13 protein-coding genes are annotated in these 14,660 nt (G+C 58.7%); 6 read left to right on the top strand and 7 right to left on the bottom strand.

Translation table 11 applies throughout. The annotated features are described in order from the left end of the window. The first annotated feature begins 8 nt into the window (after positions 1-8). Together HV670_RS04840 and HV670_RS04835 are read left to right on the top strand one after the other, a co-directional pair. On the top strand, positions 9-851 hold the full coding sequence (locus tag HV670_RS04840) for a polysaccharide deacetylase family protein (protein WP_217478360.1): 843 nt from the start codon (positions 9-11) through the stop codon (positions 849-851). A 19-nt stretch (positions 852-870) separates the two neighbouring features. After that, positions 871-1,788 (top strand): NAD-dependent epimerase/dehydratase family protein, encoded by a 918-nt coding sequence (locus HV670_RS04835; protein WP_175103506.1) that lies wholly within the window; start codon positions 871-873, stop codon positions 1,786-1,788. A gap of 45 nt (positions 1,789-1,833) precedes the next feature. On the opposite strand, the gene HV670_RS04830 is transcribed toward HV670_RS04835, so the two are convergent. Further along, entirely contained in the window at positions 1,834-2,646 is an 813-nt protein-coding gene (locus HV670_RS04830) for a class I SAM-dependent methyltransferase (RefSeq protein WP_175103505.1), read from the bottom strand. Positions 2,647-2,954: 308 nt separating this feature from the next. Here HV670_RS04830 and HV670_RS04825 point away from each other — a divergent pair, with 308 nt between their 5' ends. Beyond that, positions 2,955-4,136 carry a porin gene (locus HV670_RS04825; protein ID WP_175103504.1) on the top strand — a complete coding sequence of 394 codons (1,182 nt, stop codon included), beginning with the start codon at positions 2,955-2,957 and terminating at the stop codon, positions 4,134-4,136. A 161-nt stretch (positions 4,137-4,297) separates the two neighbouring features. On the opposite strand, the gene HV670_RS04820 is transcribed toward HV670_RS04825, so the two are convergent. The 6 genes from HV670_RS04820 to HV670_RS04795 form a co-directional block, all read right to left on the bottom strand. Beyond that, positions 4,298-5,455, bottom strand: a complete 1,158-nt coding sequence (locus HV670_RS04820; protein ID WP_175103503.1) for a porin — start codon at positions 5,453-5,455, stop codon at positions 4,298-4,300. 148 nt (positions 5,456-5,603) lie between these two features. Then, a complete protein-coding gene (locus HV670_RS04815; protein ID WP_175103502.1) occupies positions 5,604-6,620 on the bottom strand; it encodes an alpha/beta fold hydrolase in 1,017 nt (338 codons plus the stop codon). Positions 6,621-6,693: 73 nt separating this feature from the next. Continuing rightward, entirely contained in the window at positions 6,694-8,022 is a 1,329-nt protein-coding gene (locus HV670_RS04810) for a purine-cytosine permease family protein (RefSeq protein WP_175103501.1), read from the bottom strand. A 457-nt stretch (positions 8,023-8,479) separates the two neighbouring features. Further along, complete coding sequence (locus tag HV670_RS04805) at positions 8,480-9,538, bottom strand: maleylacetate reductase (protein ID WP_175103500.1); 1,059 nt, start codon at positions 9,536-9,538, stop codon at positions 8,480-8,482. A 101-nt stretch (positions 9,539-9,639) separates the two neighbouring features. Next, positions 9,640-9,942, bottom strand: coding sequence for a Dabb family protein (locus HV670_RS04800; protein WP_175103499.1), 303 nt, complete (start codon positions 9,940-9,942; stop codon positions 9,640-9,642). A gap of 130 nt (positions 9,943-10,072) precedes the next feature. Then, on the bottom strand, positions 10,073-10,960 hold the full coding sequence (locus tag HV670_RS04795) for an intradiol ring-cleavage dioxygenase (protein WP_175103498.1): 888 nt from the start codon (positions 10,958-10,960) through the stop codon (positions 10,073-10,075). 111 nt (positions 10,961-11,071) lie between these two features. Between HV670_RS04795 and HV670_RS04790 the strand changes: the two genes are divergently transcribed. The 3 genes from HV670_RS04790 to HV670_RS04780 all read left to right on the top strand — a co-directional run bounded on the left by HV670_RS04790 (position 11,072) and on the right by HV670_RS04780 (position 14,615). After that, on the top strand, positions 11,072-12,001 hold the full coding sequence (locus tag HV670_RS04790) for a LysR family transcriptional regulator (RefSeq protein WP_175103497.1): 930 nt from the start codon (positions 11,072-11,074) through the stop codon (positions 11,999-12,001). Between the two features lie 281 nt (positions 12,002-12,282). Then, a complete protein-coding gene (locus tag HV670_RS04785; protein WP_175103496.1) occupies positions 12,283-14,343 on the top strand; it encodes a carbon starvation CstA family protein in 2,061 nt (686 codons plus the stop codon). Positions 14,344-14,345: 2 nt separating this feature from the next. After that, on the top strand, positions 14,346-14,615 hold the full coding sequence (locus tag HV670_RS04780) for a YbdD/YjiX family protein (RefSeq protein WP_175103495.1): 270 nt from the start codon (positions 14,346-14,348) through the stop codon (positions 14,613-14,615). Positions 14,616-14,660 lie beyond the last annotated feature (45 nt).

Here is a 14,660-nt window from a genome sequence, read left to right as displayed (position 1 = left end):
AATGTCATATGCACATGAAATCCTTTAAATGGCCCAATGGGTATCGTGCCGCCGTATCCCTCTGCTTCGATGTGGATGCCGAATCGGGCTGGATTATTGAACCTGAAAACCACCGCAGACTGTCATTGCTGTCGACAGGCGCCTACGGCCGCCGCGTAGGTGTGCCACGAATTCTGGACTTGCTGGAACGGCACGGACTGACCGCGCAATTCTTTATTCCGGGGTATACGGCTGAGATAGACAGTAAGCTCGTTCAGACCATCCATGGCGATGGGCATCCGATTGGGTGCCACGGCTACCTTCATGAGCGCACCGATGGTCTGACGTACGAGGAGGAGGATGCAATTCTGGCGAAATCGATAAGCATTCTCGCAGACATCACAGGCGTCAGGCCCACTGGCTTTCGCGCTCCGTTGTGGGAAGTGACGCCGCAGACGCTTGAACTACTCGGCAAGCACGAGTTCGCTTTTGATAGCAGCCTGATGGGAACAGACGTTCCTTATGCAATTCAGGCGGGAGGGCGGCGAATTCTGGAGCTACCCGTCACTTGGCTTCTGGACGACTGGGAACAATTCGCCTACTCGGCGGTTCCGCAAGTTGGCGCGGTGATCGAGGAGCCGGATAAAGTCCTTCGATTGTGGAAGGCGGAGTTCGACGCCCTGTACGAGGAAGGCAGGTACTTCATGCTCACCATGCACCCCGAAATTATCGGTCGAGCCTCCCGTATCGCGATGCTGGACGCGTTGATCAAGCATATGAAACAGCACGATGACGTATGGTTTTGCACCCCGCAGGAGCTGCATGCTGCATGGGAAGACCGGAAGTTTGAGACAGACGACTTTCCTTACTGAAGAGCAGGAATAACGCGCTATGACGATCCTCGTGACGGGTGGGTGTGGATTTCTCGGGCAGACTTTGCTGACGATGCTGTCAGAGCAGGGGCATCGCGTTGTTAGCTATGACCGCCGCGCTCGGGAAGACGACACAAGGCCATGCATCGACTATATACAGGGCGATTTGAATGATTTGCCTCTCCTGCTGGGGACGGTCGATCGGTTTGAAGTCGAAGCAATCATCCACACGGCCGCGATCTCGCATCCCTATTTCTCGCGGGAGATTCCTTACCAGACGGTGGTGACCAACGCGCTTGGCACCACAACGGTATTTGAAGCGGCACGCCTGAAAGGCATTCGGCGCCTTGTGAACTTCAGCTCAGAATGTGTCTACGGAGACAATGCCGGCAGTGGGCTTGTTATCGAAGACGCACCGCTCGACCCGACCACCCCATACGGCGCAACTAAGGTTTTTACCGAGAAGCTCGCAGCGGTCTACAACCGGCTATATGACATGCAAATTGTCTCCCTGAGGCCCGGCTGGATTTACGGTCCTGGACAATTCATGCAGTGCTACCTCAAGACTATGCTCCGCAACGCCATAGACGGACAGCCCACAAGAGAGGATGCAGGAAGGGACTATCGCTTCCAGTATGTTCATGTGACGGATGTCGCACGCGCAAGCGTTCTTGCACTTCAAGCGGACGTCACTGAGCACTCAGTTTTCAACGTTACCGGTGGCGACCAGCATTCATACGGCGACGTCGCTGCTCTTGTAAAAGAACGCTTTCCTGAAGCCGACATTCAGATTGGCGAAGGAACTATTAGCGTGCTTGACCAGAATGCTCCCTTTGACCTTACACGAGCAAATATAGAACTCGGCTACGTTCCCCTCATCACGTTGACGAATGGGATAGCAACGTATTCCGAGTGGCTACGCAGCCACGCGTACTAGCGTTTGAGCTTCCGGATGCGCCTGCCCGATATGGATCCCTGGCCGCTAACGTTTTGTCGCTGAAGCAAGGACGCAGGGCATGGGCATTCTAAGTTCGCCGCCCACTCGATACGCGGCGGCGCTTTCCGCCACCGCTTCCTGAATCTTCGCGAGTGCGTCGGGCGTTTGCGCGTTCAGGATGGCGGCCATGCGAACCGTGCCTCGCATCAAAATGCCAACGGGCGTTTCCGGAGAAGCGATATGCCACGTCTGACTCACTTCTCTAACCTCAGGGTCTGAAAAGCCCGCGTCACGTAGGGCCCGGGATGATTCTTCTGCATCACTGAAACGAAAGAACGGGGGGCCGGGGGGAATCGGCACATCCATTTTGCCGTGCGCTTCTATCGCTTGCAGAATCATCTGGAAGCCGACGGCCTTCTCGGGTACCGCCCAAACCGTGAAAGCAATCTTTCCACCAGGGCGAAGCACGCGAAACACTTCGGCCAGCGCTTTCTCGGCATGAGAGAAGTGCAACATTCCAAAGCTGATTCCGACCGCATCAAAAACGCCGTCTTCGAACGGCAAGTCCTCAGCGCCCCCTTCATAAAAATCGATGTCCGGATACTGACGCCTTGCGTGGGCAATCATGGCGGCGGAAAAATCAACCCCGGTCACGGCCGCGCGACGGGACGCGGCAGCCGCCGCGAGAAACCCCGGACCTGTTGCAACGTCGAGAAACCGCGTGCCCTCCCCGACACCCAGAGTGTCAAGCAGCGGCGCATTTGATTGCTTCGTCAATCGCTCAAAGTGGTCTTGATACGGCTGGACGACGTGCTCCCAGCCCTCATGCTCAAACGCAGTGAAATCGTCCTGGTCCATTCCGGGCCTCCAAACTTCCAATACACCGTTTCGGCTGATAGGAAAGCGGAGCCGCGAACGCGTTCGGCCTTGTCTCCATGACGCATGAGAAGGCTACCCCACCTCCGACTGATCGAAAAGTGGGTCCAGTATTTCCCCACGGCTGTGCTCAAGAACCTGCGAGCAGTGCCGCTAATAAGCCTGCCGACAGGGTGTCGGCCAGCCATCACCCAAACATTTTTGACACCATATATCATTCGCATTCCCAAATACCTTGGACTTCTCCTACCAGATAGGCCAATCCATTTTCTTAAGTTCCTTGCAAATTAATGAAGAAAGCACTACTGACAGTTGCCATAGTTGGCTCCTTCTCAACTGTGGCGCATGCGCAAAGCAGCGTAACGTTGTACGGCTTTATCGATGTTGGGCTAACGTACGTGTCGAACCAAAAGAAAGCAGGCTCGACTGCAGGGCACAGTAGCTTCGCCATGACAAACGCCAGCATCAACCCAGACGGTTTCGGTATGCGTGGTTCTGAAGACCTGGGCGGCGGCCTCAAAGCCATCTTCACGTTGGAAAACGGCTTCACCCTTACCAACGGCGCTTTAGGCCAGCACGGTCTGCTGTTCGGTCGGCAGGCATTCGCCGGGCTGTCGAGCAACCAGTTTGGTACGGTAACGCTCGGCCGCCAATATGATGCGATGGTCGACTTCCTGGCGCCGTTGGCGGCCGCTGCCACCTCGACCGCCGGCGAGTTCTTCGGGCACCCGTACGACAACGACAATCTCGAGAACACGATGCGGATTAACAATTCGGTCAAGTTCACGAGCGTAAACTACGGAGGCTGGCAGTTTGGCAGCCTGTACGGCTTTTCGAATGCGGCCGGCGGCTTTTCGAACAACCGGGCGTACAGCTTCGGTACTTCGTATATCAACGGTCCATTGCACTTTGCGGCGTCGTACCTCCAGCTCAACAACGGCGGTACTGCCACCAATCTGACCGGCGCGACAGACTCCTACCTTACGTCCGGCGAGGTGAGCGCGAGCGACTCGACGTTTAGCGCCGGTCAGCAACGTACTTTCGGTGCCGGTTTGAACTACACGTTCGGTCCAGCGAGGGTGGGCTTCGTGTTCACGGAAACACAACTGGAAAACGCAACGGCGATCAACAACACATACAGCCAGTCGATCGATCTCGGGAACTCGAGCCTGCGTTTTGACAACTACGAAGTCAGCGCGCACTACAGCGTGACGCCAGAACTCGCTGTCATCGGCTCGGATACGTTCACGGACGGCGCTTCCAGCATCGCGGGTTCGTCGAGCCCGAAGTGGAACCAGACCAATCTGATGTTGGACTACTCGCTGTCCCCGCGGACAGACGTGTACGTCGAAGGCCAGTTCCAGCACGTGAGTGGCGGTGGCACCGTGTTCACGGCTGCCATCAACGGGTTGTCACCTTCAGCCAACGACAAGCAAGCCGCGCTCACCATAGGCTTGCGTAACCGCTTCTAAGCTTCGTCGAATCCGGGCAAAAAAGTACCGCTCGGGTTGCGACCAGCACGCCTGAATGGATAACAGCCTACGCCGCGCGAGCAACGCGGTGCGCTGGCCAGGCTCGCCGCACGCTTTGTGGTGCCGATCATGGCCGACGAAGCGTTGACCGGCCCTCTTGCTCAGAATATGTGACGAATGCCCGTAACGATCTGCGTTTGGCTGTTCGTCGCGGAGAGCATGCCGGTATCCGGCATGACCGCGTACGAAAGACTGATGCCGTCGCCGCCCGATATGTGCTGATAAGCTCCCTCCACGTAGAGGGTCGTTCGCGCGCTCAAGCTATAGTCGCCCTCGATCGTGACCTGCTGATTGTGCAACGTGGCGTCAGTCGAGCCGGTAAGGTGCTCGTTCGCCAGCGTGTAACCGGCGCCGAGCGAGAACGCGCCGGTGACCGGATAGCGGCCATAAACACTGTAATTGTCAAAGCGCAGGTCCTCGCCGTTGATATCCGCGAAATCGGTTCCAGCGGTCGAGAGCGACAGGAATGTCGAATGCGTATAAAGCACACCGACTGTGCCCTTGCCGACATCCACGCGGGCGCCGGCGCCAAACACGCGTTGGTCGCCGGCAGCGAAGGAGGCCATATTCGAACCGACCGCGCCGTTCACGCTGTTCGTGGCGCTCGCCGGATTGCTCCCATCCTGATATGCCGCCCCAAGGTGAAGCGGGCCCTGGTCATAGTTGACGCCGAAACTGAAGAGTCGATTGTTCGCGAACTGGCCGGCGGCGTTAGAGAAGGCGTACATACCCGAGAAGTGCCACCCGCCCACGACCGGACTCGCATACTTGACGGCATTGCTGACCGTATAGCCACCACCGACGTTGTCGTTGTCGTAGACATGAGCGGACATGTTGCCGCCGAACGTGCAATAGGCAGAAAGGGGACACAGACTATCGACGAGGGACGAGTACTGCTTACCGATCGTAACGGTACCCCAGCGATCGTCCTGAATGCCAACCCATGACTGCCGATTGAACAAGTCGGTACCGTACGAATTCGCGCCGTTACTAATCCCGAACTGGCTTTCCAGCTTGAAGACGGCATGCATGCCGCCACCCAGGTCCTCGCTGCCTTTGAGACCAAAGACCGTGGTGTTGTTTGCGGAATTGGCAAGCCCGAAAGAGGGACCTGCCTTCCCCCCATTGTTCACGCTATTGAGGTACTGCAGGCTCTCATCGAGTACGCCGTACAGAGTCACGGTGGATTGCGCATGGGCGATCGAAACGAATGCACCCAATAGCGTAGCTGCTGCAAAGGATTTTTTTGCTACGGTCATTTCTGATTCCATCCTACTTGATACATTAGGCTTACTAACTGCTTTATCGATAGCTGCCGACATAGATCGTTGCCTATCGCCTCTGCACCCAATCGGGCCACGCCATACGGGTCTTTCGATGGCGTGGCGCCGTAATGCGCTCTACCGTTCAGCTCGCGAGGAGTTCACGCAATGCCTGCTCCAGCACTTCGATATCGGCCGGGCTCGTGCCCGGACCACCAGCAAAGTGCCCCCAGATCGAATCGACGACGCGCAACTCCGCGTTCGGCATATGCTTGACCTCGAACTCGCTGTCTTCGGGAGGGAAATAGAGATCGGTCTTGCAAGGCATGACGATCGATTTCGCGCGAATCGACGAGAGCGCCTTGACGAAGTCACCCTTATAGATTTCGTTGTCGCTGATGTCGCCGTTTTGCCAGGTCCACAGCATGCCGAGCAAATTGTTCGCGTCCTTCGACATTAGCCAGCCCTCCCAGAATCCGACGAGAAAATCTTCGAGGGACGAATAGCCGAGCTTTTCGACATCGAGCTTCTCGCGGTAGAAAGCCTGCGACAGTCCCCAGCCAGCGTAGACGCGCGCCGCGGCACGCAAGCCCTTTTCCGGCTGCCCTTCGTACCAGCCGTCACAGAACGCCGAATCCGCCATCAGCGCCGCCTTGACGCCTTCGAGGAACACGAAGTTGTGTCGTGAGCATTTTGCCGATCCCTGGAACGGCAGGATTCGCTCGACCATCTCCGGATAGAGCGCGCCCCAGTGAAACGTCTGCAATGCGCCCATCGACCAGCCAGTGACGAGCGCGATCTTTTCGATACCGAACTCTTCGGTAACCAGGCGCCATTGCATGCGCACGTTGTCGTAGGCCGTCACGTTCGGGAAGCGCGCCTTGCCGTACGGAGCGGGTGTATTGCTCGGAGAGGACGAAAGTCCGTTGCAGAACATATTGGGCACGATGATGAAGTACTTGCGCGGATCGAGCGCCTTGTCCTCGCCAATCAGCCACTCGTTCTCGTAGTGCTGGCCCGAATACCAAGTCGGATAAATGATGACGTTGTCTTTTGCGGCATTGAGGCTGCCATACGTCTTGTAGGCAAGCTTGGCATCGGGAATGCGCAAGCCGCATTGAAGCACGATGTCGCCGAGAGAAAAGATCTTGAAGTCAGACATGTTGAAAACCCGCTCAAATCAAATTTACTAACATTCGCGGGCAAGCGCCCGCCCTCGTAGCACAACATGCTTGTCAAGCACGATCCGCTGCCATGCTGGGTTTCTTCGACACCAGCGCGATGAGTCCATATGCAATCGCACTGATGATGAACGCCGATACGGCGGTTGAGAATTCAGGAAATTGCTTCTCAACGGCATAGGCCGCGACTGACCCGATCGCCCAAGCCAAGAAGGCCTGGCCGCGCCACTGGCGGTCGATTTCCGCATTGCGTCGCACGAGGCAGAGGTCGACGATCACGACCGCGCCGATCGGGGGAACGACAATGCCAAGCAGCGAAAGCCAGGGAATGAAAAAGGCCCAGACGTTAGTGGCCGCAACGGCAATCCCGATGACAGCCAGGATGACCGCGGCCGTGCGCATCTTGACCCCGGCGATCTGCGACCAACCGACCGCGGAGTTATAGAGGCAATGCGCGCACACCGAGCCGAGACTGCAGAACAGAAAGACCACGGCAACCACGCTCAGCCACGCTTGATGTTGATTCAGCATGTAACCGAACATATTGTCCATGGCGAACGGCTGCGGATTCGGCAACGCCATCGCCGCGGTCATGATGCCGCCCATGAGCATCGCGTAGCAGTTCGCGAACGGAAACGCCGTAAACGTCGCGATCCAGGAGTCGCGGCCGTTCCTGGCCCAACGATTGAAGTCAGCCGACACAGTCCCCGCATCGACGAAGAGGCTGATGACGATCGTCAACCCAACGCCGAACGCCATCGATGACGCAGGGTTCGTTCCGTTGTACGCGAGGACAGCGCTCCATCCCGCGTGCCCCACGGAATCGATCGCGACCCAGGTGCCGAGCAGAAGAAAGAGCGGTACAGAGACCATGCCGAGCCAATGCAAGCCCCGTATGCCGACAAAGGTCACCGCGAGATACAGCACGCCTGCGATGAACGACATCAGGAGGTAACTGGCGCCTGACGAGGAATGGATCAGATTGCCCGTGATGCCGGTTTGCACTGCATACCATCCGAGCAGCAGGCTCGAGAGCAGGCCCGAAGCTAAGGCGTAGCCCCGGCGCCCGAAGACGCGGCTTGCGAGCAGGGCAAAGCTGAGCCCGTGCTTCGCGCCGAGCCCGCCGAGCGTACCGACGTAAGCGAACATCAGGAGATTTCCGAGAAGCATTGCAGCCAAGCCCCGTCCGAAGCCCATGCCCGCAACGAGGATGGATCCGGTCATGGCACTTGTGATGATCATCGGAAAGCTGATCCACACTGTTGCCACCGATAGCACGCTGCGTCGCGCCGCAGGAGGGACGGGCGTGCGTTCGTATTCCTCTCCGAGCACATGCTCGAGAGTCGTTTCCCCGCTCGTGCTTACAAATTCCTGAGATGACATGACTTTTATTCCCGGTAAGGCCAGGGCCCACAGGACGCAAGACCAGGCTTACGTGGACCCCAAAAAAACAAAAAAAAGCCCACCCGGACGCTTTTCTGGCGTCGGGGTGGGCTCTGTTGCCCTTGCTTATTCGTCGCTGTTGACGAGTCCTACGTGATTGATACGTGATTGATTTGTGACAGAATCGAGTGCCGAAAATACGCTGTCAAGTAATTTCGCGATGCACTGAGGTCGCGACGCGCGACTTTCAAGAGCGTGGTTCAGACTTTGGAGTTCTGATCGCTCGCCGACGGTGGCTCCGTTTCGGAGCGTGCTCATCCATCAAGATTTCGCCTTGCTGCCAAGAATGCCCGCAAGGTGCAAAGGCAAGAGAGTCCGGGCGGACTCTCACGTCTGCGTAACGCAACAAAGATATATGGAACCTTTCAAGGGTATCGGGTCGCGCCGTTGTCGCGGCTCAGACGCCCTCGCCTGCCCACGCTCGTTCGAGTAACTGGCCAAGCGCGCCGGCTTCGATGCGCCGCGGATTGCCATATGGGTTGGCCATGGCCTGTTCGATCGCCCTTGCAACACCGTCGCGCGGCATACCGATATCGCGCAGCGCCAGCGGAATGCCGCATTCACGTTCGAGTTGGAGGAGCGCCTGTACAGGATCCTCCGTCTTGAACGCGCGCCGCAGATGCGTCAGCGCGACAGGGATCTCCGGAGCGTTGTACGCGAGCGCGTGAGGCAACACGATTGCATGCGTCTGTGCGTGCGGCAGATCGAACAGGCCGCCCAGCGTATGGCAAAGCTTGTGGTGCAACCCCATCGTCACCGAGCCAAGGCAGCATGCACAGAGCCAGGCCCCGTACAACACATCCGCACGGGCAGTTGCGTCACCCGGTTCGCGCATCATGCGCGGCAGTGCGTCGACGATTGCGCGCACGCCCTCTTCGGCCATCAACGAGACAATTGGATTTCCGTCGGGCGCATAAAGCGCCTCGACCGCATGTGCGATGGCATTGAACGCCGATAGCGCCGACATCTGAAGGGGCAGGGACAGTGTCAGGTCGACGTCGTACACGACAACCTCGGGCAATACCTTGGGACTGCGCTGGGTGGTCTTGACGCCGTCGCGGGTTTCTCCGAGCAGTGGCGTCATTTCAGAGCCGGCATAGGTCGTCGGCAAAACGATCTGCGGCAGATCGGTACGCAACGCAATCGCTTTGCCCAGTCCGGTGGTCGAGCCCCCGCCGACGGACACCACACCGTCGATGCCGAGCTCCTTGACGACGGCGAGAGCACGCTCGGTCACCTCGATGGGCGTATGCATCGTGGCGCCGGCGAAGGCTCCAGCCGCCCGCTCCCCGAGCAACTGCTGGACTTGCGTGGCCAACGCCGTCTGCTGCGGGGTGGATAAAACGAGAAGCCGCCGCAAACCCAGGCGATCCGCTTCATCGGGAAGCCTTGCACTTGTTCCCCGGCCGAATATGACGCGCGCAGGCTGCGCCTGATAAACAAATGACTGAGACATGCCCCTTACCTCGTTTCGTTCAAATAGGTCCGTCGTCTAGCCAGAGCGCGACTATGGAAACGAACAGACATCCCGCATCTGTGACAGTGATCGCTCCATCATCATGTCGGCTGGTAGTCCACCTGATGCCTTGCGACGCGCACGTCTCCCAGGAGCTGCTTCACGCGGATGTGCTCCGCGTGTACAGCATAGCCAGCGAGCGCTTCGTGAGAATCGAACTCCGAATAGAGCACGACATCGCAAGCGTAGTCCACCTCGCTCATATCGACACCGATCTCCACATGCAGGAGGCCAGGTATCTTCCCGACAAGACCTTCAAAAGCACTTTTCACGAGATGAACTGCCTGAGCCTTTTCCTCAGGCGTTTCACCTTTCAAATTCCACATCACAATGTGCTTGATCACCGGGTTCCCCGTAAATTCTTCTGCGACTAACGATGCGATACATGGCCATCAGCCGAGGCCCACCGTATCCGGTGGGCATGATGCCCCAGTAGCGTCGACGCTGCCACCCTTCAGGACAAGACCTCTGGACTTAGGCGGCGCAACTTTCGACTGCAGTGCCAGACCGATTGAGGACGAACGTGAAGTCGAGCGTACTGAACGACGTGTCGACATCGCTACCATCCGGCGCGCGACCCGGTCCGTGACGCTGCCAATCGGCAATCAGCGACGACCGGACGCCAAACACCGCGTCGGAATTGAGGTATTTGTCACCGGAGCGGAACACGTGAGTAATCAGTCTCTCGTATCCCGGTGCTTCAATCATGAAGTGCAGATGCGCCGGTCGCCACGGATGCCGACCCAGGGCCGTCAACATGCGTCCAACGGGGCCATCGTGTGGAATTGGGTAGGACTCGGCAGTAATCGATTTGAAGTGAAAGGAACCGTCGGCCAGACTACGCAGCATCCCACGTCCGTGGTTGCTGGCTGCACCTTCGTACTGCACGTCATAGAAACCGTCGGAATCGGCTTGCCACACTTCGATCCTGGCATTGGGGACCGGCTCGCCGTCGAACCCGGTGATGCGGCCACTAACAAAACACGGCTCACCTTTGGCGCCGTTGCCGACGTCGTCTCCATTCTGGTATTCCGGAGCGTTCTCGACGAAGAACGGGCCGAATACGGTGGACTCCGTACAGCCGATCGGTTTGCGATTGTTCAAGGCGGTGACAAGCATCGACAGACCCAGCGTGTCCGATAGAAGGATGAACTCCTGGCGCTTGTCGTCGGTGATGTGGCCGACGTCGGTCAGGAACTGGATGCCCTTGAACCACTCCTCCTCGGTCAGTTGCACATCACGCGCAAAGGCGTGCAGATGCTGAACAACGCTCGTCATGATCTGCTTGAGGCGCGGATTGGAGGCCTCCGCGTGGCGGCCCAGTACGATCTGCGTAATGGTGTCTTCATCGACGTTTTGCATGCTCTCTCCAATGGGCGGGTCCCTTGGGACAGAATATAGTCTGCCGGCGATTGTTAAAAAAGTCGGATTTTAGGAAACATAATCCCGATCGGCGGGAAACCGGAGGCAAGGGTGGACAAGTGGATTGAAGTGCAGCTTTTCGTGCAAACCGCTGAGCTGGGAAGCGTTTCGAAAGCGGCGGAGGCGCTGGGAATGTCCTCATCGGCCGGAAGCCGGCATCTGGTCAATCTTGAACAACGGCTGGGTGCGCGTCTCGTGGAGCGAAATACCCGACGCCTCTTTCTTACCGAAGTAGGGAGTGAGTTCTATCGCAGGTGCCGCAACATTTCTTCAGAGATGGAGGAAGCGGAAGCGCTCGTGAGTTCGGCGTTACTGAGCCCCGTCGGCACACTGCGCGTGACGGCATCGGTCTCATTTTGCGCTCAGATCATTGCGCCGCTGTTGCCGGAGTTCACGAAACGCCAACCTAAGCTGTCCGTGTCAGTCACGGCGGCCAACCGCTATTTCGATATTATCGAGAACGGAATTGATGTCGCCATCCGAACCCGGGAGCACGAGGCTGATTCAGGCATCATTACGCGACGACTCGCAGACACCCGGCGCATCCTCGCCGCCTCGCCGGAATATCTCGACCGCCACGGGACACCAAGAACGCTCGAGGACCTGGCTTGGCACCGCTTCCTGATCTATACCTTGGCCAACAATCCGCACGAACTGGCATTCACCAAAGGCTCCGAGTGTCGTTCGATCAAGATTGAAGGTCTTCTGGAGTCGAACGAAGGTCAGGTCATCGTTCAGGCAGGGCTCGGCGGCTTAGGCATCGTCATTCAGCCGACGTACATCATCCACGATCACGTCGTTGCGGGCCGTCTCGTCCCCATTCTGGAGGACTGGGATCTGCCAAGGCTCAAGATCAATATCGCTTACCAAAACCGGCAGTACATGTCTTCGAAGGTGCGCGTATTTATCGACTTTCTGGTCGATCACTTCAGAAATGCAGAGTACGAACGCCGATGGACGCAGACCTGGTCGCCTTCGTAACCGACATGACGAAGTTCAGGCTCGCGCGACACACTCTGAGGGAACATTGCGGCAACAGATCTCGCCATACCGAGGAGCGGCACCCCGGCTGTCTCTCTTCGGAACACGAAGGGGAATCGCGCCTTGCGGCGCTTCGGGGCTGGGTGTAGCCTGTTTTCGGGTGTCACTCCGTAGTGCCGGAAAAGCGGGCCCGCTGCTAATTAGCAGAACACTGAAGAACGCGGGGATATCAGTTGCACGGCAATGGTTCTGCCACGCGTTGTTCGACAGAGGGAGACGTCATGAACAAGCTTGCGTCCATTCTCGTGTGGGGTGTACTAGCTGCTGTCGGCGCTTTCGCCTTCGCCACACTCGCGCTCGGTCGCGGTGAAAGTGTCAATGCCGTGTGGCTCGTGACCGCGGCCCTTATCGTTTATTTCATCGCATACCGCTTCTATAGCAAGTTCATCGCGGAGCGCGTACTGCGGCTCGACGATACTCGGCAGACCCCGGCCGAGCGCCACAACGACGGTATGGACTACGTGCCGACCAACAGGTGGGTGCTGTTCGGCCATCATTTTGCCGCAATCGCCGGCGCCGGTCCGCTCGTCGGTCCGGTGCTGGCGGCGCAGATGGGCTACCTTCCCGGCACGCTGTGGATTCTCGTGGGCGTCGTGATGGCCGGTGCGGTGCAGGACTTCATCGTGCTTTTCGCATCGGTGCGCCGGGACGGCAGATCCCTCGGCGAGATGATCAAGATGGAACTGGGCCCCGTTCCGGGCACGCTCGCCCTGGTCGGCGTACTCGCGATCATGATCATCATTCTTGCGGTGCTGAGCCTGGTGGTGGTGAAGGCGCTCACGGCCAGCCCGTGGGGCCTGTTCACCATCGCCGCAACGATACCGATCGCGCTGCTGATGGGCGTCTACATGCGATTCATCCGCCCGGGGCGCGTGGGAGAAGCCTCCCTGTTTGGTGTCGTGCTGTTGCTCCTCTCGATCGTCATGGGGAGGACCATCGCGAACGACCCCACCTGGGGAGCGGTGTTTACCTTGACTGGCCCGCAACTGGCGTGGGCCCTCATTCTGTACGGCGCCATCGCCTCCAGCCTGCCGGTCTGGCTGATGCTCGCACCACGCGACTACCTGAGCACGTTCCTGAAGATCGGCACGATCGTGGCCCTCGCGGTCGGCATTTACGTCGTGGCCCCGACCCTTTCGATGCCGCAGACCACACGCTTCCTCGACGGCTCCGGACCGGTCTTCTCCGGCACCCTCTTCCCGTTTCTGTTCATCACCATCGCATGTGGTGCGGTCTCAGGTTTTCATGCGCTGATTTCTTCCGGCACCACACCGAAGATGATCGAACGCGAGTCGCATATGCGTCTGATCGGCTTCGGCGGCATGCTCGCCGAATCGTTCGTCGCGATCATGGCGCTGACGGCAGCCTGCGTGCTGCATCCGGGCATCTACTTCGCCATGAACGCGCCGGCGGGGATCATCGGCACCACGGCCGCACAGGCGGCTCAAGTCGTGTCCGGCTGGGGATTCACCATTACGCCGGATATGATCACCCAGACAGCCACGGAAATCGGCGAAACCAGCATCCTGTCGCGCGCCGGCGGTGCCCCGACGCTCGCCGTAGGCATGGCGCAGATCCTCGGCCAAGCCCTCGGCGGCCCCGCCATGGTGGCCTTCTGGTATCACTTCGCCATCCTGTTCGAGGCGCTGTTTATCCTGACCGCCGTAGACGCCGGCACGCGAGTCGGCCGCTTCATGATCCAGGACATGCTGGGCCACGTCTATCGGCCGCTCGGCGACACTCAGTTCCTGCCCGCGAACCTGCTGGGCACCGGCCTTTGTGTGGCAGCCTGGGGGTATTTCCTCTATCAGGGCGTGGTCGACCCGCTCGGTGGCATCAACACACTTTGGCAGCTGTTCGGCGTGGGCAATCAGATGCTCGCGGGCATCGCCCTCCTGCTCTGCACCAGCGTACTGGTAAAGATGAAGCGGGAACGCTACGTCTGGGTGACGCTGGTGCCCACAGCGTGGCTCCTTATTACCACGCTCACTGCCGGCGTCCAGAAGATCTTCCATAGCGACCCGCGTATCGGCTTCCTCTCGCTCGCGGGCAAGTTCAGCGACGCTGCCGCGCAGGGGACGGTACTCGCTCCCGCCAAGTCGCTTGCGGAAATGCGGCGAGTCGCCTTCAACAACTATCTGGATGCGGTTGTCTGCGGTTTCTTTGTCGTGCTGGTGCTGGCGATGTGCGTCTTCGCTGTCAAGATTTGCTTGCAGGCGTTACGGCAGGCCAAGCCTACCGCCAACGAGACGCCTGCTGTCGTGCGCGCTCAGGGGATCTGAACATGAAATCCATCTTCAACGGCAAACTCCTGGCGGCGCCGGTTCGGTCCACGAACGACGAGTCCGGCAGCAATGCACTCGGGACTCAGCTATCGGAACTGGCGCGCACCATGCGCGAGGCCTGCATGCAGATGTTCGGCATCCCGGACTATGAACGCTATCTCGGGCACATGGCCTCGCGTCACCCGGACGATCCGCTGCTGTCGCGGCGCGAGTTCTTCGCTTGGTCCATCGATCGCAAATACTGTCGCAACGGTCCGAGGTGCTGTTAGCTCGGCTCGCGCCCTCTTGTCGACCGATTTCTGGCCCTGCCACGG

Source organism: Pararobbsia alpina, assembly GCF_902859895.1.
GTDB lineage: Bacteria > Pseudomonadota > Gammaproteobacteria > Burkholderiales > Burkholderiaceae > Pararobbsia > Pararobbsia alpina.
The sequence above is the reverse complement of the archived record's forward strand: the minus strand, read 5'-3'. Positions and strand labels throughout refer to the sequence as shown.